This is a genomic window from uncultured Rhodoblastus sp. (genome assembly GCF_903903185.1).
Classification (GTDB): domain Bacteria; phylum Pseudomonadota; class Alphaproteobacteria; order Rhizobiales; family Beijerinckiaceae; genus Rhodoblastus.
The window spans coordinates 1-21701 of sequence record NZ_CAIUXT010000110.1 but is presented as its reverse complement, the minus strand read 5'-3'; the positions used below and the strand labels follow the sequence as shown (position 1 = coordinate 21701).

General features: G+C 62.4%; 18 protein-coding genes and 1 pseudogene. 7 read left to right on the top strand and 12 right to left on the bottom strand.

The window, feature by feature from the left end; all coding sequences use genetic code 11:
- Positions 1-248 precede the first annotated feature (248 nt).
- On the bottom strand, positions 249-761 hold the full coding sequence (locus QZY01_RS09930; protein ID WP_294536498.1) for a histidine phosphatase family protein: 513 nt from the start codon (positions 759-761) through the stop codon (positions 249-251).
- 169 nt (positions 762-930) lie between these two features.
- Here QZY01_RS09930 and QZY01_RS09925 point away from each other — a divergent pair, with 169 nt between their 5' ends.
- Positions 931-2145 (top strand): tetratricopeptide repeat protein, encoded by a 1215-nt coding sequence (locus QZY01_RS09925; protein WP_294536496.1) that lies wholly within the window; start codon positions 931-933, stop codon positions 2143-2145.
- Between the two features lie 65 nt (positions 2146-2210).
- Here the strand turns inward: QZY01_RS09925 and QZY01_RS09920 are convergent, their stop codons facing one another.
- Both QZY01_RS09920 and QZY01_RS09915 read right to left on the bottom strand, forming a co-directional pair.
- Positions 2211-3386, bottom strand: coding sequence for a VWA domain-containing protein (locus QZY01_RS09920; RefSeq protein ID WP_294536494.1), 1176 nt, complete (start codon positions 3384-3386; stop codon positions 2211-2213).
- A gap of 170 nt (positions 3387-3556) precedes the next feature.
- Entirely contained in the window at positions 3557-4444 is an 888-nt protein-coding gene (locus QZY01_RS09915) for a transporter (RefSeq protein WP_294536492.1), read from the bottom strand.
- Between the two features lie 492 nt (positions 4445-4936).
- Between QZY01_RS09915 and QZY01_RS09910 the strand changes: the two genes are divergently transcribed.
- Positions 4937-5782, top strand: coding sequence for a MoxR family ATPase (locus QZY01_RS09910; protein ID WP_294536490.1), 846 nt, complete (start codon positions 4937-4939; stop codon positions 5780-5782).
- 4 nt (positions 5783-5786) lie between these two features.
- Here QZY01_RS09910 and alaS read toward each other — a convergent pair whose 3' ends face one another.
- The 4 genes from alaS to QZY01_RS09890 all read right to left on the bottom strand — a co-directional run bounded on the left by alaS (position 5787) and on the right by QZY01_RS09890 (position 11705).
- Positions 5787-8438, bottom strand: a complete 2652-nt coding sequence (alaS, locus tag QZY01_RS09905) for an alanine--tRNA ligase (RefSeq protein WP_294536488.1) — start codon at positions 8436-8438, stop codon at positions 5787-5789.
- Between the two features lie 261 nt (positions 8439-8699).
- A complete protein-coding gene (gene recA / locus QZY01_RS09900; protein ID WP_294536486.1) occupies positions 8700-9776 on the bottom strand; it encodes a recombinase RecA in 1077 nt (358 codons plus the stop codon).
- A gap of 277 nt (positions 9777-10053) precedes the next feature.
- Positions 10054-10926 (bottom strand): arginine deiminase-related protein, encoded by an 873-nt coding sequence (locus tag QZY01_RS09895; protein ID WP_294536484.1) that lies wholly within the window; start codon positions 10924-10926, stop codon positions 10054-10056.
- 20 nt (positions 10927-10946) lie between these two features.
- Positions 10947-11705, bottom strand: a complete 759-nt coding sequence (locus QZY01_RS09890) for a CDP-diacylglycerol diphosphatase (RefSeq protein ID WP_294536482.1) — start codon at positions 11703-11705, stop codon at positions 10947-10949.
- A gap of 295 nt (positions 11706-12000) precedes the next feature.
- On the opposite strand from QZY01_RS09890, the gene QZY01_RS09885 reads away from it, so the two are divergent.
- Complete coding sequence (locus QZY01_RS09885; RefSeq protein WP_294536480.1) at positions 12001-12267, top strand: PbsX family transcriptional regulator; 267 nt, start codon at positions 12001-12003, stop codon at positions 12265-12267.
- Complete coding sequence (locus QZY01_RS09880; RefSeq protein ID WP_294536478.1) at positions 12267-12629, top strand: type II toxin-antitoxin system PemK/MazF family toxin; 363 nt, start codon at positions 12267-12269, stop codon at positions 12627-12629. The genes QZY01_RS09885 and QZY01_RS09880 overlap by 1 nt, the downstream gene beginning before the upstream one ends.
- 65 nt (positions 12630-12694) lie before the next feature.
- Here QZY01_RS09880 and QZY01_RS09875 read toward each other — a convergent pair whose 3' ends face one another.
- Entirely contained in the window at positions 12695-12964 is a 270-nt protein-coding gene (locus QZY01_RS09875; protein WP_294536476.1) for a CDP-diacylglycerol diphosphatase, read from the bottom strand.
- 393 nt (positions 12965-13357) lie between these two features.
- Between QZY01_RS09875 and QZY01_RS09870 the strand changes: the two genes are divergently transcribed.
- Positions 13358-15379, top strand: a complete 2022-nt coding sequence (locus QZY01_RS09870; RefSeq protein WP_294536474.1) for a DNA/RNA helicase domain-containing protein — start codon at positions 13358-13360, stop codon at positions 15377-15379.
- Positions 15380-15408: 29 nt separating this feature from the next.
- On the opposite strand, the gene QZY01_RS09865 is transcribed toward QZY01_RS09870, so the two are convergent.
- Positions 15409-17913: a PAS domain-containing sensor histidine kinase gene (locus QZY01_RS09865; RefSeq protein ID WP_294536472.1), complete on the bottom strand. Its 2505-nt coding sequence runs from the start codon at positions 17911-17913 to the stop codon at positions 15409-15411.
- 415 nt (positions 17914-18328) lie between these two features.
- Here QZY01_RS09865 and QZY01_RS09860 point away from each other — a divergent pair, with 415 nt between their 5' ends.
- Entirely contained in the window at positions 18329-19606 is a 1278-nt protein-coding gene (locus QZY01_RS09860; protein WP_294536471.1) for a hypothetical protein, read from the top strand.
- A 109-nt stretch (positions 19607-19715) separates the two neighbouring features.
- Here QZY01_RS09860 and dksA read toward each other — a convergent pair whose 3' ends face one another.
- Together dksA and QZY01_RS09850 are read right to left on the bottom strand one after the other, a co-directional pair.
- The gene (dksA, locus tag QZY01_RS09855; RefSeq protein ID WP_294536469.1) at positions 19716-20135 is read right to left on the bottom strand and encodes an RNA polymerase-binding protein DksA; all 420 of its coding nucleotides are present in this window, start codon (positions 20133-20135) and stop codon (positions 19716-19718) included.
- Between the two features lie 234 nt (positions 20136-20369).
- The gene (locus QZY01_RS09850) at positions 20370-20666 is read right to left on the bottom strand and encodes a hypothetical protein (RefSeq protein WP_294536467.1); all 297 of its coding nucleotides are present in this window, start codon (positions 20664-20666) and stop codon (positions 20370-20372) included.
- A gap of 368 nt (positions 20667-21034) precedes the next feature.
- Between QZY01_RS09850 and QZY01_RS09845 the strand changes: the two genes are divergently transcribed.
- Positions 21035-21502: a hypothetical protein gene (locus QZY01_RS09845; protein WP_294536465.1), complete on the top strand. Its 468-nt coding sequence runs from the start codon at positions 21035-21037 to the stop codon at positions 21500-21502.
- Positions 21503-21513: 11 nt separating this feature from the next.
- Here QZY01_RS09845 and QZY01_RS09840 read toward each other — a convergent pair.
- A pseudogene (locus QZY01_RS09840) lies at positions 21514-21701 on the bottom strand (hypothetical protein); the annotation flags it as partial.

Genomic DNA, 21701 nt, shown 5'->3' with positions numbered 1-21701 from the left:
GTTTTCCGCATCGGAGCCTTGTTCGATCCGGTCAAAACGGATCGGGACTCCCTTTTTGGTTTGACGCGCGCTCTTAACGCGAACCGCCCCCCATTTAGCGCGAAAACGCTCCGACACCAAGAACTGCCGGTTGTGGAATCGCGCGTCGCGGTCAGCGCGACTGAACCAAAAGCGCGTCGCAAGCCGGGCCTGTTTCGAACCCCATGGGCCTTAGGCCAGCGATTTCGCCAAATCGCGACGGGTCGCCGTCACGCCGACTTGGCTAAAGTCAGGAAAAGGCCCAGTTCGCCGGCGCCCCAGCGCAATTGGCGCCATTGCTCGATGTCGGCGTCGAGGATCGCCAGCCCGCCCGGCGGAAAGCCGCGCGTGAGGCGGGCGAGGGCGTCGCGTTCGCCGGAGCCGGCGAAATGGACGGCGAATTCGGCGATGGCGGGATTATGGCCGACGACGATCGCCGATTCGACCGAATCGGGTAGGTCGCGGGCCATGGCCATCAGGTCGCGCCGCTCCGCATGATAGAGCTTGCGGTCGAATTGGACTTCCGGCGTCCCGGCATAGGCGGCCTGCGCCACCTCCCAGGTTTCGCGGGTTCGCACCGAATCGGAGGCCAGCACGAGGTCGATTCGTTGATGGGTCTCGGCAAGAAAGGCGCCGACCCGCGAAGCCTTGTCGCGGCCGGCGGCGGTCAGCGGCCGTTCCCAATCGCTGTACTTGTCGCAATGGACGGCTTCGGCGTGGCGGAACAGCAGCAATCGGCGCATGGAGGCAAATTAGCATGGATTTTTCGCGGGGCCGGCAAAAACACTCAGCCCTGCCGCGCCATGTCGTCGCACCGAACATTTCGGCTTTTGCCGAAAGCGGGGATGGGCTAACGCTTGCAGCCGAAAACGCGTCGAATCGCGCAACGACAAAAATGAGCGGGAGAAAACCATGAAATCATCGGCCTGGCTTTCGGCGATGACATTGTCGGCGATGTCACTTGTCGCGCTCCCGGGCGGCGCATCGGCGCAGCAGAGGCTGGAGGCGCAGCTGATCCCGGATAATTTCGCTGCCCCAGACGGGGCGATGCGGCTGATTCCGATCCCGAAGCAGCAGCAGTCGCCGGCGGCGAGCGCCTGCGCCAATGCCGGCGGAACTTATTCCGCCGAGGCGCGCCTCGCCGGTTGCGCCACATTGATCGATTCCGGGAAGTGGAAAGGCCGGGAAATCGCCTGGGCCTATGCCAACCGCTGCATCGTTTATCATGCGCAGGGGGAGACGCAAAAGGCGCAGGCCAATTGCGACGCCGCGATCCAGCAGGATCCGGGAAGCTGGCTCGCCTATCAGATGCGCGGCGAGATCGCCGAAAAGCTCGGCAGTCCGGACAAGGCGCTGGCCGATTACGACAAGGCGATCGAGGTTGGCGCGCGCAACGCCGCCATCTTCGTCAATCGCGGCGATATTTTCCTGGCCGGCGGCCATGCCGATCGGGCGCTGGCGGATTTCAACAAGGCGATCGAACTCAACGACCGGAGCGTGCTGGCCTATATCGGCCGGGGCGGCGCCTTTGTCGCCAGGGGCGACGCCGATTCGGCCATCGCCGACTTCGGCAAGGTCATCGAATTGGCGCCCGACAAAGCCATAGCCTGGTTCGATCGCGGCGCCGCCTTTTTCGCCAAGGGAGAAAACGCCCGGGCCGCCCAAGACTTCACCCAGGCGCTGAGGCTCGATCCGTCCAACGCCTATGCCGCGATCTGGCGATTCCTCGCCCGCGCCCGCGTCGGCGACGGCGACGCCGCCAAGGCCGAATTGCTGGCCGGTTCGGCGAAAATTTCCCGGACGGCCTGGCCGTGGCCGGCGGCGCAACTGTTTCTTGGCGACAAGGACGCCGGGGAGACGCTCGCCGCCGCGAAATCGCCGGGCGACCAATGCGAGGCGCAATTCTACCTCGGCGAGGAACGGCTGCTCAAAAACGCCCGCGACGAGTCCCTGGCCTATTTCCGCAAGGCGGCGGAGATCTGCCCAAGGAATTTCTCCGAATATTTTCAGGCGCTCAACGAGTTGAAACCGCCGGTCGATGCGGCGCCACGGACGGGGGAAGAGCCGCCAAAAGCGGAAACGGCGCCCAAGGCCGATGAAACGAAGGACCCTGTCGCCAAGCCTTGACCGAAGCCTTGACCGAAGCCTTGACCGAAGCCTTGTTATCAGGGGGCTGACGCGAACGCCGGGCTTTAACGCGTCAGTTCCTTCATCGCCGCCTCAATTCCTTCGAGCGTCAGCGGAAACATCCGATCTTCCATGATCTGCCGGATCATGCCGATCGACTGCGTATAGCGCCAATGCGTTTCGGGGGTTGGGTTGAGCCAGACGGCGTGCGGCCAGCATTGTAGCGCGCGCTCCAGCCAGACCTTGCCCGCCTCCGGGTTGCGATGCTCGACCGAGCCGCCCTCCTGAACGATCTCATAGGGACTCATCGAGGCGTCGCCGACGAAGATCAGCTTGTAATCGTGCGGATAAGTATGCAGCAGGTCCCAGGTTCCGAGCCTTTCGGAATGGCGGCGGTGGTTGTTTTTCCAGACGCTCTCGTAAAGGCAATTGTGGAAATAATAATGTTCCAGATGCTTGAATTCGGTGCGCGCGGCGGCGAATAAATGCTCGACCTGTTCGATATGCCAGTCCATCGACCCGCCGATGTCGAACAACAGCAGCACCTTGACCGCGTTGCGGCGCTCGGGACGCAGTTTCAGATCGAGAAATCCCTGCCGCGCCGTCGCGCCAATGGTGCCGTCAAGGTCAAGCTCCTCCGCCGCGCCGGTGCGCGCGAGCTTGCGCAGCCGGCGCAAGGCCAGCTTGATATTGCGCGGCCCCAATTCCTCGCCCCCGTCGAGGTCCTTGAATTCGCGCTTGTCCCAGACTTTTACCGCGCGAAAATTGCGATTGCGGTCCTGGCCGATGCGAATGCCTTCCGGATTATAGCCATAGGCGCCGAAGGGCGAGGTTCCGCCCGTGCCAATCCATTTATTACCGCCCTGATGGCGCTCCTTCTGCTCTTCGAGACGCTTTTTCAGCGTCTCCATCAGCTTGTCCCAGCCGAGCGCCTCGATTTCCTTCTTCTCTTCCTCGGTGAGGAATTTTTCCGTCAGCTTCTTGAGCCAGTCCGCCGGGATATCGGCGTTTTCCGCGAGATCGCCGGTCGATTCGATCCCCTTGAAGGTGGCGCCGAACACGCGGTCGAACTTGTCGAGATTGCGTTCGTCCTTCACCAGACAGGCGCGGGAGAGAAAATAGAATTCCTCGACCGACTTTTCCGCCAGATCGGCGGCCAGCGCCTGACAGAGGGTCAGATATTCGCGCAGCGAGACCGGGACTTGCGCTTCGCGCAGGGCGGTGAAGAAATTGATCAGCATGGCGCCAGTCTGCCATGGCTGCGCATGGGCGTCACGGCAAAAAACAGCGCTGAGGACGAAGCCGCGCAGGTCCTATAAAGGTCGTCCGAAAACAGAGCGATAAAAAAACCGGGCGGCTCGAAGGCCGCCCGGTTGTCGTCCGATTTCAAATTTTGCCGTGGATCGGAGCTTCAGTACTTGGCGACGACGGCCTTGGGAGCGTCCGGCGCCCAGAGCGGGATGATCACGTGCAGACCGGCGAAGGTCGCCTTGGAAGCATAGTTGGTGACGACGTCGGTCGACAGCGAGAACTGCAAGATGACTGGACCGAAGTTGTAACCAACCAGACCGCCGAGCGCGAACTGGTTGTTGCCGCCGGCGTAGGGTTGGTAAACGCCTCTCAGCCAATAGCCGTTGATCGAGTTGGTCACCGAACCGTAGCCGATGATACCCACTTCCCATTTGCCGAAGGTGTGTGTAAGGCCGAGGTCATAGTTGAAATAGTTGGAGTTCTGGGCTCCCGTGGTGTCGTTGTTGCCGACGATGCCATACATCAGGTTGGCGGTCGCGTTCCAGCCGTTGCCATGCCAAGCAAGAGCGAGCTGCTGGTGGAACGTGGTCTGGTTCCAGCCGCCACCGGAGTTCGGGCTGTCAACAGCGATATAAGCGCCGGCCAAATACGAAGCCGAGAAGCCGTTGCCCAGGTTGAAGGCGATCTGGCCGGCGACGAAGGGGTTATAAAAGCCGCGCGCATAGCTTTCAGCCGAGATGGGAGTCGACGGGGCGGAGACCGAAGCGAGCGGAGCTGCGGCGAGCAGCTGAATGCGGCCACCAAGGATGGTCCAGGGAGTAGCCCAAGCGATGATCGGAACGGTATAGTCGAAGTTTGACGCCTTTGAGACCGAACCGCGGTCGTTGCCCACGCCGGCCAGATCGACGAAATAGACGCCTTCCGGAAGTGGCGACGCCAAATCGATACCGGCGCGTTCGCCGGGCGGGGTGACCGTGTAGGCCTGAGCGGCGCTAGACAAGCTGAGGGCGGCCATCGCCGCGCCGAGGATTTTAGCCTTGAAGTTCATTGAATTACCCCTCCCGAGGGCTTCAGTTACCGAGTGTTCCAGACAAGACGTCGTTCCCGTTTGTCTCTGCTGACGGCGGGGGCCGAAATTTCTTCGACGCGGGAAATCCGATGACCTGAGATTAATCGAAGCGGCCCTGCGTTAGAAGGCGGCCGCGCCGGAAATGGCCTCATTTTGGCCGTTTTGGATCATTCGGAACCGCGAAGTTGCGCAAATGTCACATTTCAGCCGCCCTGATGGCCAAAATCGGAATCCCGGCCGATCGTTCATGGCGAGAAGTCGTCGGGACATTGAATAATTTGCTTTTGTAAACGGTACTAAAGAAGGTTTTTTCTGCCGCCTGCGGAGATCGAAGGACATTTTTCCCAGCCGAGGGCGCGAATCGCCGAGGGGGAGATTTGTCGCGACGCCGCTTGCCCAAGGCTTGCTGCGGCGCCACATTGGTAGGGCCCGCGCCGCCTCGCCGCGGCAAAAACGCAAATGGAACAGGACATGCGCTTCAACGGATCCAGCACCTATGTCGCCACCAGGGATTTGCGCGTGGCGGTCGGCGCCGCGCTGACGCTGGAGCGTCCCCTCCTCGTCAAGGGCGAGCCGGGAACCGGCAAAACCGTGCTGGCCGAGGAGGTCGCCGCCGCCCTGCCGGCGCGGCTGTTGACCTGGCATATCAAGTCCACCACCAAGGCGCAGCAGGGGCTCTACGAATATGACGCGGTGTCGCGGCTGCGCGATTCCCAGCTCGGCGATCCGCGGGTCACCGACATCGGCCATTACATCAAGCGCGGCAAATTATGGGACGCCTTCACCGCCGACGAGCCGACCGTCCTCCTGATCGACGAGATCGACAAGGCCGACATCGAATTTCCCAACGACCTGCTGCTCGAACTCGACCGGATGGAGTTTCATGTCTACGAAACCGGCGAGACCATCCGCGCCAAAAAGCGGCCGCTGGTCATCATCACCTCGAATAATGAAAAGGAGCTGCCGGACGCCTTCCTGCGCCGCTGCTTCTTCCATTATATCCAGTTCCCCGACCGCGCGACCATGGAGGCGATCGTCGCCACCCATTTCCCCAATCTCAAACATGATCTGGTCGAGGAGGCTCTGCGGCTGTTCTTCCAGATGCGGGAAGTGCCGGGGCTGAAAAAAAAGCCTTCGACCTCGGAACTGCTCGACTGGCTCAAACTGCTGCTCAGCGAGGACATCACCCCGGAACAATTGCGCGAAAGCGACACGTCCAAACTGATTCCGCCGCTGCACGGCGCGCTTTTGAAGAACGAGCAGGACGTGCACATGTTCGAGCGGCTGGCTTTTCTCCACCGCCGCGAGCGGCGTTAAGATCCTAACCGGCGCTTTGCCGCAGCGAGTCGGCGATGGCGTTAAGCGCGGCTTCCGCCGCCGCGCCGTCGGGGCCGCCGGCCTGGGCCATGTCCGGCCGGCCGCCGCCGCCCTTGCCGCCCAGTTTTTCGGCGGCGAGGCGCACGAAATCGACGGCGTTGAACCGGGGCGTCAGATCGGGCGTGACCGCGACGACGACGCCGGCGCGGCCGTCGTCGGAAACGCCGACAATGGCGACGATCCCTGAGCCGATCGTCTGCTTGGCCTCGTCGGCCAGGGATTTCAGGTCCTTCATTTCGACGCCGGACACGGCGCGCGCAAAATAAGTCACCCCGCCGATCTGGCGCGTCGGCGCCTCGGCCGCGCCGCCGCCGCCCATGGCGAGCTTTTTGCGCGCTTCCGTCAGCTCCCGCTCCAGTTTCTTGCGTTCTTCGATAAGCGCCGCCAAGCGCTCGGAAGCGTCTTCGACCGGCGCGCGGAGCAGGCTCGAAATATCGCGCAACACCCGGGCCTCGGCGTTGAGGTGGCGGCGCGCGGAAGCGCCGGTCTTGGCCTCGATGCGCTGGACGCCGGCGGCTACCGCGCTGCGGCCGACAATCGACACCAGCCCGATGTCGCCGGTGCGCGACACATGGACGCCGCCGCATAATTCGACCGAAAAAGCGTGGCGCGAACCGGCGCCCATCGAGACGACGCGCACTTCGTCACCGTATTTCTCGCCAAACAGCGCACGGGCGCCGGATTCGATCGCCTGATCGACCGCCATCAGCCGCGTCACCACCGGCGCGTTTTCCAGCACCACCCGATTGGCCAGATCCTCGACCTGCGCCAACTCCTGATCGGTGACGGGCTTGGGATGTGCGAAGTCGAACCGCAGCTTGTCGGGCGCGACTTGCGAACCCTTCTGCGCGACATGGTCGCCCAAAACTTCGCGCAAAGCCTCGTGCAGCAAATGGGTGGCCGAATGATTGGCGCGAATCGCGGCGCGGCGGTCGTGATCGACTTCAAGTTCGAGGGCGACGCCCGGCGTGACTTCGCCTTCCTCGACGACGACCTCATGGACGAACAGGTCGCCGACCTTCTTGCTGGTGTTTTCGACGCGCAGCCGCAAATTCGGACCGAGCAGCACGCCGGTGTCGCCGACCTGGCCGCCCGATTCGGCATAAAACGGCGTCTGGTTGAGGATGACGCCGCCTTTTTCGCCTTTGGCCAGCTTTTCGACCAGCGCGCCGTCGCGCACCAGCGCCATCACCACGCCTTCGGCCTTTTCGGTATCGTAGCCGAGGAAATCCGTCGCGCCGGCCTTGTCCTTGACCGCGAACCATACGGTCTCGGTCGCCGACTCGCCGGACCCCGCCCAGGCCTTGCGCGCCTCGGCGCGCTGGCGCTCCATCGCGGCTTCGAAGGCGGCGAGATCGACGCCGATTTTTCGGGCGCGCAGCGCCTCCTGCGTCAGGTCGAGCGGGAACCCGAACGTGTCGTAAAGCTTGAAGGCGACGTCGCCGGACAGTTTTTCGCCGGCCTGCAAGGTCCGGGTTTCGTCGTCCAATATGGTCAGGCCGCGCGCCAGAGTGACGCGAAAACGGGTTTCTTCCAGTTTCAAAGTCTCTTCGATCAACGCCTGCGCGCGGATGAGTTCCGGATAGGCCGCGCCCATTTCGCGAACCAGCGCGGGAACGAGGCGCCACATCAGCGGATCGCGGGCGCCGAGCATTTGCGCGTGGCGCATCGCGCGCCGCATGATCCGGCGCAGGACATAGCCGCGCCCCTCGTTGGCGGGAAGGACGCCATCGGCGACGAGGAAGGCGGAAGCGCGCAAATGGTCGGCGATGATGCGGTGGCTGGCCTGCATCGGGCCGTCGGGATCGACGCCGGTGGCCTCGGCGACGGCATGGATCAGCACGCGGAACAGGTCGATCTGGTAATTGGAATGGACGCCCTGCATCAGCGCGGCGATGCGCTCCAGACCCATGCCGGTGTCGATCGAGGGACGGGGCAGCGGGATGCGCTGGCCCGGCGCGACCTGCTCATATTGCATGAAGACGAGGTTCCAGAATTCGAGGAACCGGTCGCCGTCCTCGTCGGGACTGCCGGGTGGGCCGCCGGCGAGCGTCTCGCCCTGGTCGTAGAATATTTCGGAACAGGGGCCGCAGGGGCCGGTCTCGCCCATCGACCAGAAATTATCGCTGGTGGCGATGCGGATGATGCGGTCGTCGGAGAAACCGGCGATCTTCTTCCACAGGCCGAAGGCCTCGTCGTCGTCGTGATAAACGGTGACGAGGAGCTTGTCCCGGTCCAGGGCGAATTCCTTGGAGATCAGCTCCCAGGCGAGGACGATCGCCTGTTCCTTGAAATAATCGCCGAAGGAGAAATTGCCGAGCATTTCGAAAAAAGTGTGGTGGCGCGCGGTATAGCCGACATTGTCGAGATCATTGTGCTTGCCGCCGGCGCGCACGCATTTCTGCGACGAGGCGGCGCGGACATAGTCGCGCTTTTCGGCGCCGGTGAACAGATTCTTGAACGGCACCATCCCGGCGTTGGTGAACATCAGGGTGGGGTCGTTGCGCGGGACGAGCGACGCGGATTCGACACTGGTGTGGCCGTGTCTCACGAAATAATCGAGAAATGTGGACCGGATTTCGTTGACGCCGCTCATGGAATGTTCTCGACCCTTTTTCTTGCCGCCCGCCGCGCATTTTTCGCGGGGCTTGCCGCCTTTGGGGCAGCGAGGCAAGAGGCCTTATCTACCGGCAGGCCAAGGACCTGTCGAGGGGCTGTCGAGGGCGGGCGACGCATTATCTTGCCGGCGGAGTATGGCGCCCGGGGCCGGGACGACCCCGGCGGGGCGCGAAGGCGTCGCGCCGCCGGGCTTCCTTTCTGCTGCGTCTCGCCTTTTCGGGCGCGCGGGACGTAAGCCTCAATCGTCCTGGCCTTCGGCGACGGGATCGATCTGGTCGAGGATGCGTTCGGCGATCAGGCCGGCGTTTTCGCGGATCGTCTGTTCGATCCGCGCGGCGGCGTCGGGATTGGCCTTGAGGAAAGCCTTGGCGTTTTCGCGGCCCTGGCCGAGGCGCTGGCTGTCGAAGGAGAACCAGGCGCCGGATTTTTCGACCACGCCGGCCTTGACGCCGAGATCGACCAACTCGCCATATTTCGACACGCCTTCGCCATACATGATGTCGAATTCGACCTGTTTGAACGGCGGCGCGACCTTGTTCTTGACGACCTTGACGCGCGTCTGGTTGCCGATCACCTCGTCGCGGTCCTTGATCGCGCCGACGCGCCGGATGTCGAGGCGGACGGAGGCGTAGAATTTCAGCGCATTGCCGCCGGTGGTGGTTTCCGGCGAGCCATACATCACGCCGATCTTCATGCGAATCTGGTTGATGAAGATCACCATGGTCCGCGATTTGGAAATCGAGGCGGTGAGTTTTCGCAGCGCCTGGCTCATCAGCCGCGCCTGCAATCCCGGCTGGACGTCGCCCATTTCGCCTTCGATTTCGGCGCGCGGAACAAGGGCCGCGACGGAGTCGATCACCAGCACGTCCACGGCGCCGGAGCGCACGAGGGTGTCGGTGATTTCGAGCGCCTGCTCGCCGGTGTCGGGCTGCGAAATCAGGAGATCGTCGAGCTGGACGCCAAGCTTTCGCGCATAGACCGGATCGAGCGCATGTTCGGCGTCGACAAAGGCGCAGACGCCGCCCGATTTCTGGGCCTCGGCGATGGTGTGAAGGGCCAGCGTGGTCTTGCCGGAGGATTCCGGGCCGTAGATTTCGATCACGCGGCCGCGCGGCAGGCCGCCGACGCCGAGCGCGATGTCGAGGCCGAGCGAACCGGTGGAAATGGTCTCGATTTCGGAGATGGCCTGGTTCTTCCCGAGCCGCATGATCGAACCCTTGCCGAAGGCGCGTTCGATCTGCGACAGGGCGGCGTCGAGAGCCTTGGTCTTGTCCACGGAAGTTCCTTCTACGAGGCGGAGATTCGCTTGCGACATCGGTTTCATCCTTCTGGCATGGGTGACGCGGGTTATGCAATCGACTTGTCGTCAATGTACCTAGTTTGTTCTAGCCCGCAAGTTCTTTTTTTGTTCTCGCGTCGCAGGTTGTACTCGCAGCCGCGCCGATAAATCGGTTTAATCGCCGGAGATCGGCCATTGTGTTGGGTTTGCGCCGTTCGAAAGGCTCGAATTGTTTTGAACAAAAGGGTTAAAACGCCAGCGCCCCCGGGCGCGGCAGGCGTAATGGGAGAGCCGCAAAATTGAATCCTTGCCGCTACAGATCGAGCGTCAGGCATTTGGCCGCGCCGCCGGCCTTTAAAAATTCCGACAGCGGCGTCAGCACGGGCGTCAACCCGGCCTCGCACAGCCGGTCCTGAAGGGCTTCAGAAGCGTCGTTCATGATCGCCAGATCATCCAGCGACACGGCGTTGCAGCAGAATTGGACCGCGTCCTGCTCCCCGACCGCGATGCGGCGGGAGGGGGGAACCCGGCTTTCGATTTTTTCGCGCGACGCCGCGTCGAAGGCGCCGGGGAAATACATCAAATAGCCGCCGGGAAGCGGGCAGAGGCAAGTGTCGAGATGGTAGAAGCGCGGATCGACCAGGGTCAGTTCGACCGCGCGCGCGTCGAGCGCCGCCTCCAGAAGCGGCGCGAAGTCGCGGTCCGAGCGAAAGCCATGCCCGACCCAGTAAAGATCGCGCGATGGATCGTAAAGCGCGTCGCCGGCGCCCTCGAAAAACACGTTTGGCGGCGGATCGATCGGCGCAAAGCCGTTTTGGACGAACCAGGCGCGGTCGATCTCCTGCTCTTGTCGCCGTTCGGGGCAGCGGAAACGGCTCAGCAGGACTTTTTGCCCCTTCACCAGCCCGGCATTGGCGGTGAACACCAGATCGGGCAGACCTTCGTGCGCTGGCAGGATGCTGACAACCGCATGGCGCTCGATGATCTGCCTGAGCCCCAGCCATTGAGCCCGCGCCTTGTCGGCGTCGGTGCGGGCGTAATGCCCTTCCATCCAGGGATTGATGATATAGGCCACGCCGAAAAAATCGGGCGGACACATCAGGATCCGTCGTTGCGCGACATTGGGCAAGTTTTGGAGATCTCTGGTCGGAGGAGAGGACAGCGAGGGAACAACGCTTGCGGCCAAGCCTTGTTCCGGTCACGTTTTCAGCGGCGGTCTTCCAGACAGCGATGATCGAGCAGTTTCTCGGCGTGACCGTCGTCGCCGCTGGCCAGCACGACAAAACCCTCTTCGCCGGACGGCGCTTCATAGCCGACCACCGCCAGCGTTTCCCTGCCCGTGCGCCCTTTCGCAGATGGCGTTTCATCGGCGACCATTTTGAAAATATTGCGATCGAGATCCTTGGCGCCGATCCTTTTGGCGCGATAGCGATAGGCCCAGGGAAGGTCAATCGGGGTCCAGCCATCGCTGCGCGGCGGATGCGCCCGCAAGGCGCGTTTGAGCCGCGCGTCGACGCAATCGACATGGATATGCAACTGGTCCTGCGTCCGCGCGCGGCTGGAATTGACGGCCATGCCGATATCGGCCCAGGACAGCGGACGGCTTGCCGCCGCCGAAACTTTTCCTCGGCTGTTCCAGGCATAGGACCAGATGTTGGGGGTGTCGGGGCGCAGCAGCACCGGGCTTTCGACGCCTTCGATCTTTCGGGTCGGCACGACGAGGATGCGCGTGATGTCGGAAGGCGCGCGCAACACGGCGAAGCCGCGCTCGCGATCGACCTTGAGGCAGGGCGCGGGCAGGCCGACGAATTTCTGCATCGGCCCGCAAATATCGTTAACGACGCGCCAGAGTTTTTCGCGATCCGCGGCGCGCGCCTCGTCGGGTCCCGTCAGGCAAAAGGCGGCGAGGGCAAGGAGCAGGCGGAAGAGGCTGCGGGTGACGCCTGAGTTTGTGCTTGTGTTCATTGGCCGCCTATTTGGCGTTTTGGGGCTGATTTTGCAACATTGGGGGTCAAGTGGCGCAATAGCATAGCCGCCATTGGGCGCTGATGGTCTTTGCGGCGCAGCGATAGTTCGTCGTCGCCCTTTTCTGTCGCGAAACCCGACTCTGTTGCGAAACCCGACCGCTCTAGCCGCGTCGCCAGTCCATCGGAGTCAGCCAACGCCGCAGAGTATGGAATCGCTCGACAGCCACCAACCTTTTGTGCTACTTATATTGCACAATTGTGCTTGCAGAGACCCCCGACTCCTGGAGTGGCCAATGACCGTAACGTCCAAAATTCGCAAGCAAGGCGGCGCCGCCGTAATGACGATTCCGCCCGCGCTGCTCAAATTGATGGATGTCGAAATCGGCGCCCAGGTGACGCTTACGGTCGAAGACCGCAAGCTGGTGGCAAAGCCCGCCGCGTCGGCGCGAAAGCGTTATTCTCTTGGCGAGCTTCTGAAAGGCGCCGAGGCGATAAGACAGCTCAATGCCGACGTCGCATGGGCGCGCGAAGGCGACCCAGTCGGCCACGAGATCGCCTGATGGCGCGGGCCAATATCCCGCGTCGGGGCGATGTTTACTGGATCGATCCAAATCCGGTCTCCGGCAAGGAAATGAAGGACCGCCACCGATTCGTCGTGATCACGCCAAGGCAGATCAACGCGCTCGGCGTCAGCATGACCGTGCCGATCACGACTGGGGGTAATTTTGCACGCGACGTCGGGCTTGCCGTCCCGATCACCGGACACGACACGACCGGCGTCGCCGTCTGCAATCATGTCCGCAGCTTCGACATCGCGGCCCGTCTGCGTGCAGGCACAGCGCGCTATATCGAATCGCTCGACGAAGCGACCGTGAGCGAGATCGTCGCCCGCGTCATCAGCACGCTCGATCCAAGCGACTGAAGCCAATTCCCGAAAAATTGACCACCATGCCAATATCGCCCCATGACGGGGACGGCTTGCCGCCGTCAAGACCTTTTCGCGGCGTTCCAGGCAAAGAACCAGTTGTTCGGGGCGTCGGCGCGCAGCAGCAACGGGCTTTCGACGCCCTCAGTCCCGCGAGTCGGCACGACGAGGATGCGCGTGATGTCGGAAGGGGTGCGCAGGACGGAGAAGCCGCGCGCGCGATCGCCTTTCATGCAAGGCGCGGGCAGGCCGACGAATTTCTGCATCGGCGCGCGAATATCGTGAACGACGCGCCGGAGATCGCACCGATCCGAGGGCGGTTTTGGCAACATCAGGTCTCACCGTCAGCGCTTTATACCAAGTCTCCACAATCGCGACGCGTCGCGATTGTGGAATCCCTCGCATAAGCTTGGCGTCGCATTCGCTCCTAACCCGGACTCGGAAGTCAAGACTTCCGAGTCCGGGTATTAGCCGTCAATAACTTTGGCGCCGGCGCTTGGTCCAGTCCGCCGATCCTCGGCTCAAACCGTCGCAGTTATGAAGCCCAACTACGCCGTGGGTTGCGCCCGACTGCGGTGCGAGGCGGCTTCTAACGCAAATATCCGGTGACTTGAGACGCCTGGAAGCGATTCTGTTGCCGTAGGGTCACCTTATCAGCCGTCGCATTCATTTTTTGCTTTCTTGAAACTCTTCGTTAAATTAGCAAATTATTCCGAAAACAGACAATGATCGCGCTTATGCAAGATTCTTTAATTCAGGCGGGTGACGCTACGGGACGCTCTTTTTACGCTAGCAAGGTATCGGAATTTCTAAATTCCGAACCAGACTTAATTGTTGGACGGCTTTCTAAACAGCACATCGCGTTTCATGCATCGGCCGAGGCCGAACAGGTTCGAGCGTGGGTTCGTGAAGTCGAAATATTGCGCCAGACATTTGAAAGGGTTGGAGATACGTCACATCAATGGTCGATTTTGCTTGAAGCGCCATTACTTCGGCTTGGAAAGCGCATGGATGCGATTGTGCTTATGCCAGGCATTGTCGTGGTCATAGAATTCAAGATTGGTGAAGCGTCATATACAACGGCTCATTGTGTGCAAACCGAGAGATACGCTCTATCTCTTCAAGATTTTCATGAGGCGAGTCAAAGCCGATTGATTATCCCGGTTCTATGCGCTGAAAATGCCGATCCACGATCGCTGAATTTGTCGGTCCGTAATGGTTCAGTTGGTCTGCAACGGACGAATCGAAACACGCTTGGTGATGTGCTAATTGATTTGGAGAAAATGATCGATTTCAGAACGCCAGATCTTGATGCGCTTTCTTTCGATTTATCGCCTTACAGGCCGACGCCGACGATTATCGAAGCTGCCCAGGCGCTTTATGCAGGTCACGGAATCGCAGATATTGGCCGCGGCGATGCTGCGGATTCGGAACTTCAAGAGGCCGCGCGAATCCTTCGCGCGATTGTTCGAGAGGCAGAAGCTGGCCGTCAAAAAGTCATTTGCTTTGTCACGGGCGCCCCCGGAGCGGGGAAGACCCTGTTAGGGCTAGACCTCGCGATTAAAAGTCGTTCCAATTCACAATCCGGCGCGCTGCTTTCGGGGAATCGTCCGCTTGTGCATGTGCTTACGGAAGCCCTTGCCGCAGACTGCGCCGCCCGGACGGGGGTCTCGAAGTCCAAAGCAAAATATGAAGCGGACGCCGCCATTCAGAATTTGCTTGGGTATTTAAAAGAGCACACGGACGGCGCTACGCCGCCCGAAAATGTCATCATTTTCGACGAGGCGCAGCGGGCGTGGAACGAAGAAGTTGGCCAAAAACTGATGGGACGGCCCACATCGGAACCCGCATTGTTTTTGGGCATTCTCGATCGTCTCGATTGGAGTTGCCTCGTTTGTCTCGTCGGGCCGGGCCAAGAAATCAATCGCGGAGAGGGTGGCTTGGCGCTCTGGGGAGAAGCTCTCGCTCAATCGGCAAAATCCGGTTCCGTCTGGAAAATTATCGCCGCGCCCCAGGCGATCGATGGAGGTCCGTCGGTATCTGGCGCTGGCCTAGCTCATTGCGGAACCCTTGATCGAAACCAGCTTCATTCCGAGGCTGGCCTGCATCTCGCCAACGGAGTTCGCGCTTATCGGAATCCCTTGCACGGGGATTGGGTCGCTGCGCTATTGGATAGCCAAATCGAAAAGGCGAAATGTATTTCCGCTTTGATGGCTTCGCCGCCGGCGATGATCACTCGTGACCTGCGAAGGGCCAAGGCTTGGTTAAGTGAATATCGGCGAGGCGGAAGGTCGGTGGGACTTTTGACAAGTTCCGGGGCGGTGAGGATGGTCGGCGAAGGCGTGCCTCCTGCCCCTCGATCTGATGACCTTACCACAATCGGGCATTGGTTCCTCAAACCATATATGGATTTTCGCAGTTCTGGCGCCCTGGAGACACCCATGAGCGAATTCGGCTGTCAAGGGTTGGAGTTAGACTATGTCGGATTGTGCTGGGGGAATGACCTGATCTGGTCCGGATCAGAATGGTTGCCACGGATGATGCGTGCGCCTCGCTGGCAAATCATCCGTGAATCCGAGAAAAAACGATTTCGGCTGAACGGCTATCGCGTTTTGCTGACTCGCGCCCGCGCCGGATTGGTTGTTTTCGTTCCAAAAGGGAGCGCTGATGATCCTACCCGCTCACCTTTTGAAGCCGACATGATTTTTGATGCGCTTATAGCCGCGGGCTGTGGAGAGCTAGATTAAGTGTTTCGAAAAATTCACGCGTCTGCCCCTCACCGCATATTCGCCTTAACCGTCTCGATCAACTGCTTCAAGGTAAACGGCTTCGGCAAGAATCCGAAATCCTCGCCCTCGGGGAGGTTTTTCGAAAAGGCCTCCTCGGCATAGCCCGAGACGAAAATCACCCGGCATTTGATGCCGCGCTTGCGCAATTCGCCGAACATCGTCGGGCCGTCCATCTCCGGCATCACCACGTCGGAGACCACCAGATCAATGTGCTCGCTGGTCTCCTCCACCACGCGCAAGGCGTCGACGCCGGAATCGGCTTCGAGCACAGTATAGCCGCGCGACGCCAGCGCCCGCGCGCCAAACGAGCGCACCGCCTCCTCGTCTTCGACCAGCAGCACCACGCCATGGCCGGTATGGTCGGCGGCGGGCTTTTTCTCCTCCGTCTTCGGCGCCTCGGCGGGTTCTTCCTCGGCGATATGGCGGGTCAGGAAAATGCGGAAGGTCGTGCCGCGCCCGACCTCGGAATCGCAGAACACGAAACCGCCGGTCTGCTTGACGATGCCATAGACCATCGACAGGCCGAGGCCGGTGCCCTTGCCGACTTCCTTGGTGGTGAAGAACGGATCGAAAATCTTGTCGCGGATTTCCGGCGCGATGCCGCTGCCATTATCCTCGACCTCGACCACCACATAATCGGCGGCGGGCAGAAGTTTTTCGCCATAGGCGGCGCATTCCGACGCCGCGACATTCTTGGTGCGGATAAAAATCTTGCCGCCGTCCGGCATGGCGTCGCGGGCGTTGACGATCAGGTTCATGATCACCTGTTCGAACTGGTTCAGATCGGCCTTGACGAGCCACAGGTCGCGGCCCTGTTTCAGATCGACCTCGATCTTTTCGCCGACGAGACGGCGCGTCAGCATTTGCAGTTCCGACAACACGTCGCCGAGTTGCAGCACCTGCGGGCGCAGCGTCTGGCGGCGCGAGAAAGCCAGCAATTGCCGCACCAGGCCGGCGGCGCGGTTGGCGTTCTGCTTGATCTGCATGATGTCCTGGAAGGACGGATCGGTCGGGCGGTGATTGGCCAGCAGCAGATCGGAATAGCCGATGATCGCGGTCAGCACATTGTTGAAGTCATGGGCGACGCCGCCGGCCAGTTGCCCGACCGCCTGCATTTTCTGCGACTGGTGCAATTGCTCTTCGCGGTTGCGCTCCTCGGTGGTGTCGAGCGCGAAGATCACCGCGCCGCGCTGGTCGGCCTCCTCGTTGGGCGTGACGAACAGCCGCGCCGAGCCTTTGGCGCCGGCCAGCGCCGCGTCGATCGGCGCATGATCCTCGGCCCCGCTGGCGGCGACGGCGATGGCCGCCTGCAAGGCGCCGCGCTGGGCTTCTTCGATACCATTGGCGATCTGACGGCGCCCGCCGATGTCCTTGAGCGCGCCGGGCAGCAGCCGGGCGAAAGCGGCGTTGGAGCGCAGGACCAACCCGTCGCCGTCCACGGTGGCGATGGCCATCGGCGTCGAATTGAAGAAGCGGGCGAAGCGCACTTCCGCCGCCCGCGCCTCCTCCGCCGGCTCGCCGCCGGGGGCGCGGTTGAGCGCCAGCGTGCGCGAGGCGCCGGGCGCCCCGTCATGGCCATAGGCGACGCGGTGCAGCAGCCGCACCGGCAGGCGCAACCCGTCGCGGCGGCGCAGATCGAGATCGATCTGCTCGGTGCGCACGGAATTTGGCGGCCCCATGCCGGCAGACAGCAGCGCGATGGCGTCGCCGACCACGATGTCGCGCAGCGCGAGGCCGCCGGAGCCGACCTGGGCGAGGTCGAAATCCAGCCAGTCTGCCAAAGTCGCATTCATGTAGGAAATATTGCCGCCGGGATCGGTGGAGAAAAACCCGGCCGGCGCGTGATCGAGAAAATCGATGGCGTGTTGCAATTCCTGAAACACGTTCTCATGGCGCTCGCGTTCGCGGGTGACGTCGGAAACCGTCCACAAGGCGCCGACGGCGCCGGAATCCCGCTCGATCGGCCGGACGCGGATGCGATACCAGCCGACCGCGCTTTCGCCGAGCAGGGGCGGGGTCAGGCGCAGCTCCTCGGCGCCGCGCTTGTGGTCGCGCGCCGCCTGCGCCAGCCGGTAGAGCGGCTCGGAAACTTCCGGCGCCCCGGAAAACAGCCGGTCCACCGTGCGCAGGCCGGAGGCGTCGGCGGCGCCCGACAGCGCGAGATAGGTCTCGTTGGCGTAGACGATGCGCGATTCGCCCTCGGTGACGATCATGCCGTCGGGGCTGGTGTCGGCGATGATCTTGGTGACGTCGTTGCGCGCCTGCGCGCCGGAAATCTGCAAAAAGCCGAGGGCGTAGGCGAGCAGCGCCGAACTGCCGACAAAGGCCAGAAACGCCAGCAGGACGAGGATGAGCTTCGTCGCCTGTTCCTGTTGCAGGAAGGAAAAGACGGCCATGACCGCGACCAGGCCGAAGGCGAGCAGCAGCACGAGCCCGGGACTGCCGGCGCGTTCCGACCGGTCGACGCTCGAATGGGGAGAGATCTCTGTCACTCGACTGCCCTTGCAAATGCCGGCGAAGCCTGGGTTGCGCCGGTTTTCGCGATTCGCCCGAATCGCGGAAAAGTCCAATTTATACCAAGACTCTCCGGTGGGAACCCGCGAGTCTCGGTCCGGCGCGCGCGCGCGCCGGGCCCGTCGAAAGAAGGGCGACTTTCAGGGCGCCGAACGCGTTCCGGTAGTCTGGTTTTCAGGCGTCGCATGCGCCGACTCGAGAACTGCCGCGCAAGCGAACCGGAGTCCGCCTCGATCTCGCCGATTCCTGTCCGGTTGACAGAAAATGTCCCGTTCGCGTCCCATTGGCGCGGGCAGGCGTTAACCAAACATTAACCTTTCTTGCGCACCCCCCCCAACCTTGAGTTATAGAAGAGCATGAACGGGTCCGAGAATCTGGAGGCGGGCAGCGCCCATGCCGACTTTTTTGCAAGATAACAAGATGCTCGCCTGGATTTTGGCAGCCATCGCCTTCGGCGTCGCCATCATCCTCATCCTCAAGATCGTCGAGATCGCGGTCGATCTGCGCCGGCGCCTGCCGAGCAGCGCGCGTTCGCGGCAATTGCGGCTTGGCTTCGTCGAAACTTTCGACCTCGACGGCGAGCGGCAATTGCTGCTGGTGCGGCGCGACAATGTCGAGCATCTGTTGTTGATCGGCGGCCCCAATGACGTGCTGGTGGAATCGGGCATCGTCCGGATCGAGCCGCGCGAATCGCGCGGGCCGCGCGCCGGTGAGGTTTCGGCGCCGTCGATTCCGATTCAGCCGCCCTTGCCGGTTCCCGCGCCGCCTCAAGCGCAGGTTCCGGCGCCCGCGCCAGTTCCCGCGCCGCTGCCGGAGTCGATGCCTTTGCCGGAAGTGGCCGCCGCGATCGAGACCGCCATCGCCGCCGCCGAAGCCGAACCCTTGTTCGTCCCTGGGCCGGCTTTGGCCCCCGAGCCTGTCCCGACGCCGGCGCCGGCGCCCGAATTGGCGCCGCCTTTGGTTCCCGGCCTCGTCCCGCCGGTCGCCTCGGAGCCCGACGCGCCTCCCGCCCCGCCGCCTGAACGGCAAATACCGCGTTTCCCGCTGCCGCCGAGAAGCGGTCCGTCCGCGGGACCGGCCTTCGGTCCGGCAAGACCGCTCGGCCCGCCGCCGCGCCTCACGCCGCCGGGTTTTCCGCCGCTCGGCCCGAAGGTCGACGCGCCGCCGCCGAGGCCGCGTTTCGTCATGCCGCCGATCGCGCGCCGCTCCAACCCCGTCGCGCCTGCGCCCATCGCGCCGGTCGCCGCCGAACCGGCTCAGATAATTCCGCCCTTCGCGCACGAACCGCCGCCAGTCACGCACGAGCCGCCGCCAGTCACGCACGAGCCGCCGCCCGCAGCATACGAGCCGCCGCCCGTCGCGCATGAGCCGCCGCCCGTCGCGCATGAGCCGCCGCCTGTCGCGCATGAGCCTCCCCCGGCGCCCGAGGTCGAGCCGCCGCCGGCGCCCGAGGTCGAGCCGCCGTTCGCGGAAGCTTTCCATCCGCTCGCGCCAAAGCCCGAACCGGAATTGCCGCCAGAGTCGCAGCCCGAATTCGTCGCAGAGCCCGAGCACGCGCCGGCCCCGGCGCCGAAGCCTGCGCCGGAACTGGTTTTCGACGCCGATTATGAACCGCTGGAATCGCTGGAAGAAGAAATGGCCAAACTGCTCGGCCGTCCGCTGAATAAATAAGACCGCGCGGCGAGGCCGCAATTTGACAAGCCGAATAAAAAGACGCCGCTCCGAATTTTTCGGGGCGGCGTCTTTTTATTCGGGCCGATGAGCTGCGGATGGAAGCCGGTCAGTCGTCGCGATAGACGCGTTCGCGGCGCTCGTGACGTTCCTGGGCCTCGATCGACAAAGTGGCGATCGGGCGGGCGTCAAGCCGTTTCAACGAAATGGGGTCGCCGGTTTCCTCGCAATAGCCGTAGGTTCCCTCGTCGATCCGGCCGATGGCCGAGTCGATCTTGGAAATCAGCTTGCGCTGGCGATCGCGCGCCCGCAGTTCGATGGCGCGGTCGGTTTCCGAAGAGGCGCGATCGGCGATATCGGCGTGATTTTCGCTCTCGGCTTGCAGCGCGGCGAGCGTCTCGCGCGCCTCCTGCAAAATTTCCTCTTTCCAACTCAACAATTTGCGCCGGAAGTACTCTTTTTGACGATCGTTCATAAACGGTTCGTCTTCCGATGGGCGGTAATTTTCCGTTTGAGTGGCCGAGGCCATGATTCCAGATCTCCCCTTCGCGACGCGCGGCCCTTATATCTCGCGCCGTTGACGGCGACAATGGGCGTTGTGACGGTTGCGTCCGCGAAAACTCGTAAACGCCGAAGGAAAGCAAGTAAAGCTTCGAATGCGCGAGGGACGCGCCGCCCGCTTTCCGCGCGGCCGGCGAACCTCGGCGCGCTTTTTCCGGGCAAGTCTCGCGCAGCTGGCGCGGGGCCCGCTCGACCGGGCTCGTCACAATTCCCGGACGCGCGACTCATTGCCGCTGCGGCGGGCGAAGGGCTCGAAACGCATGGCGGCGCATGCGCCCGCCGCCATGTCGATGCAGAGGAGGAAAGGGGGCAGGCCGTCGCCGCGATGGAGGCTTGCGGTCCAGCCGTCCTCGGCGCCGTAATCGGCGAAATCCGACGGCAAACGGGGCGTCGGCGTCTGGACCGGCGGCGGCCTGAACCAGGGGGCGAACAAAGTCTGGACGAAATGAACGCCCGCCCCGGCCGGCGATCTGGCGGCAAACCATGGCCTGTTTCTCATTCTTCCATCCTCCATCTGCGCCCATCAGGATAGGGGTGTAAACTTTTCAATCAAGTTGGTTAATTTACAATTCACATTGTTATGCACCGCTTTTGAAATGTAAAGATTTCATTCGTAAATTTACCGCGATTGGGCTAGAATTTTTCTGCAAAGCCATTTGTTTACTATATGTTCCAGTCATCGACCGTGCTTGCACCGGTGCTTGCCCTGTCCTTGATCGGGATTTTCGGCTTTGGTTCAGATTGGAACCATGCCGTCGGTTGGCGTTGCTTGCCGGGCGACGCGCCTTTCCTGGCGATTTGAGTTGCGAAGGGTCAAGGTGTGGGACAATTTCATTGGCGCCCAGCCAAAGTGGGGAAGGGAAGGCGATGAGCGCGACTTTCGAGCAGAATGCGGAGTTTCTCGCCCTGGCGGCGCGCGAGGCGCGCGAGGAGGCGCGGCGGCTGCTGGCGCGCATCGAGATCGTCATCGCCGGCCTCACGACCAAGGATCCCGCCGCCGGCCTCGATCTGCGGCGCTCGGCGGTGGAATTTCTCGTCGCCGCCGGCGACGCCCAGGGCCGGCGCGGCGACAGCCATTTGTCCGTGGTCGGCAGGGCCTCGGCCGACCGCGCCGGCGAGATCGAACCGATGATCGTCGAATTGCTGGAGGGCGAGACCGGCGGCATGCATGTCGACGCCATTTTCGAACTATTGTGCGAAATGGGTTTCGAAATTACGAAAGGTAATCTTTCTGTAAAATTACATCGGATGATCAAGGCCGGCCGGCTGATTTCCACCGCGCGCGGCTTCTACGCGCTTTCGACCATGGAGCGGGCGCGCCGGCAGGCGGTCTGAGCGTCAAAACCCTAGTCCGCCTTGCCGCCGGATTCCTCTTTTCTCGCGAAGGCGCGGGCGGCTTCGACGAATTCGCTCGGCATCATCACGATGGTCATGGTGTTCTGTTCGGCGCCGACTTCGGTCAGCATCTGCATCCGCCGCAATTCCAGCGCGGCGGGCGAAGCCATCATCACCTGCGCCGCCTGACGCAGTTTTT

Bases quoted from the DNA above. Each gene is read 5' to 3' on its own strand.
- QZY01_RS09930 (WP_294536498.1), bottom strand. From the start codon at position 761: ATGCGCCGATTGCTGCTGTTCCGCCACGCCGAAGCCGTCCATTGCGAC.
- QZY01_RS09925 (WP_294536496.1), top strand. From the start codon at position 931: ATGAAATCATCGGCCTGGCTTTCGGCGATGACATTGTCGGCGATGTCA.
- QZY01_RS09920 (WP_294536494.1), bottom strand. From the start codon at position 3,386: ATGCTGATCAATTTCTTCACCGCCCTGCGCGAAGCGCAAGTCCCGGTC.
- QZY01_RS09915 (WP_294536492.1), bottom strand. From the start codon at position 4,444: ATGAACTTCAAGGCTAAAATCCTCGGCGCGGCGATGGCCGCCCTCAGC.
- QZY01_RS09910 (WP_294536490.1), top strand. From the start codon at position 4,937: ATGCGCTTCAACGGATCCAGCACCTATGTCGCCACCAGGGATTTGCGC.
- alaS (WP_294536488.1), bottom strand. From the start codon at position 8,438: ATGAGCGGCGTCAACGAAATCCGGTCCACATTTCTCGATTATTTCGTG.
- recA (WP_294536486.1), bottom strand. From the start codon at position 9,776: ATGTCGCAAGCGAATCTCCGCCTCGTAGAAGGAACTTCCGTGGACAAG.
- QZY01_RS09890 (WP_294536482.1), bottom strand. From the start codon at position 11,705: ATGAACACAAGCACAAACTCAGGCGTCACCCGCAGCCTCTTCCGCCTG.
- QZY01_RS09885 (WP_294536480.1), top strand. From the start codon at position 12,001: ATGACCGTAACGTCCAAAATTCGCAAGCAAGGCGGCGCCGCCGTAATG.
- QZY01_RS09880 (WP_294536478.1), top strand. From the start codon at position 12,267: ATGGCGCGGGCCAATATCCCGCGTCGGGGCGATGTTTACTGGATCGAT.
- QZY01_RS09875 (WP_294536476.1), bottom strand. From the start codon at position 12,964: ATGTTGCCAAAACCGCCCTCGGATCGGTGCGATCTCCGGCGCGTCGTT.
- QZY01_RS09870 (WP_294536474.1), top strand. From the start codon at position 13,358: ATGATCGCGCTTATGCAAGATTCTTTAATTCAGGCGGGTGACGCTACG.
- QZY01_RS09860 (WP_294536471.1), top strand. From the start codon at position 18,329: ATGCCGACTTTTTTGCAAGATAACAAGATGCTCGCCTGGATTTTGGCA.
- dksA (WP_294536469.1), bottom strand. From the start codon at position 20,135: ATGGCCTCGGCCACTCAAACGGAAAATTACCGCCCATCGGAAGACGAA.
- QZY01_RS09850 (WP_294536467.1), bottom strand. From the start codon at position 20,666: ATGAGAAACAGGCCATGGTTTGCCGCCAGATCGCCGGCCGGGGCGGGC.
- QZY01_RS09845 (WP_294536465.1), top strand. From the start codon at position 21,035: ATGAGCGCGACTTTCGAGCAGAATGCGGAGTTTCTCGCCCTGGCGGCG.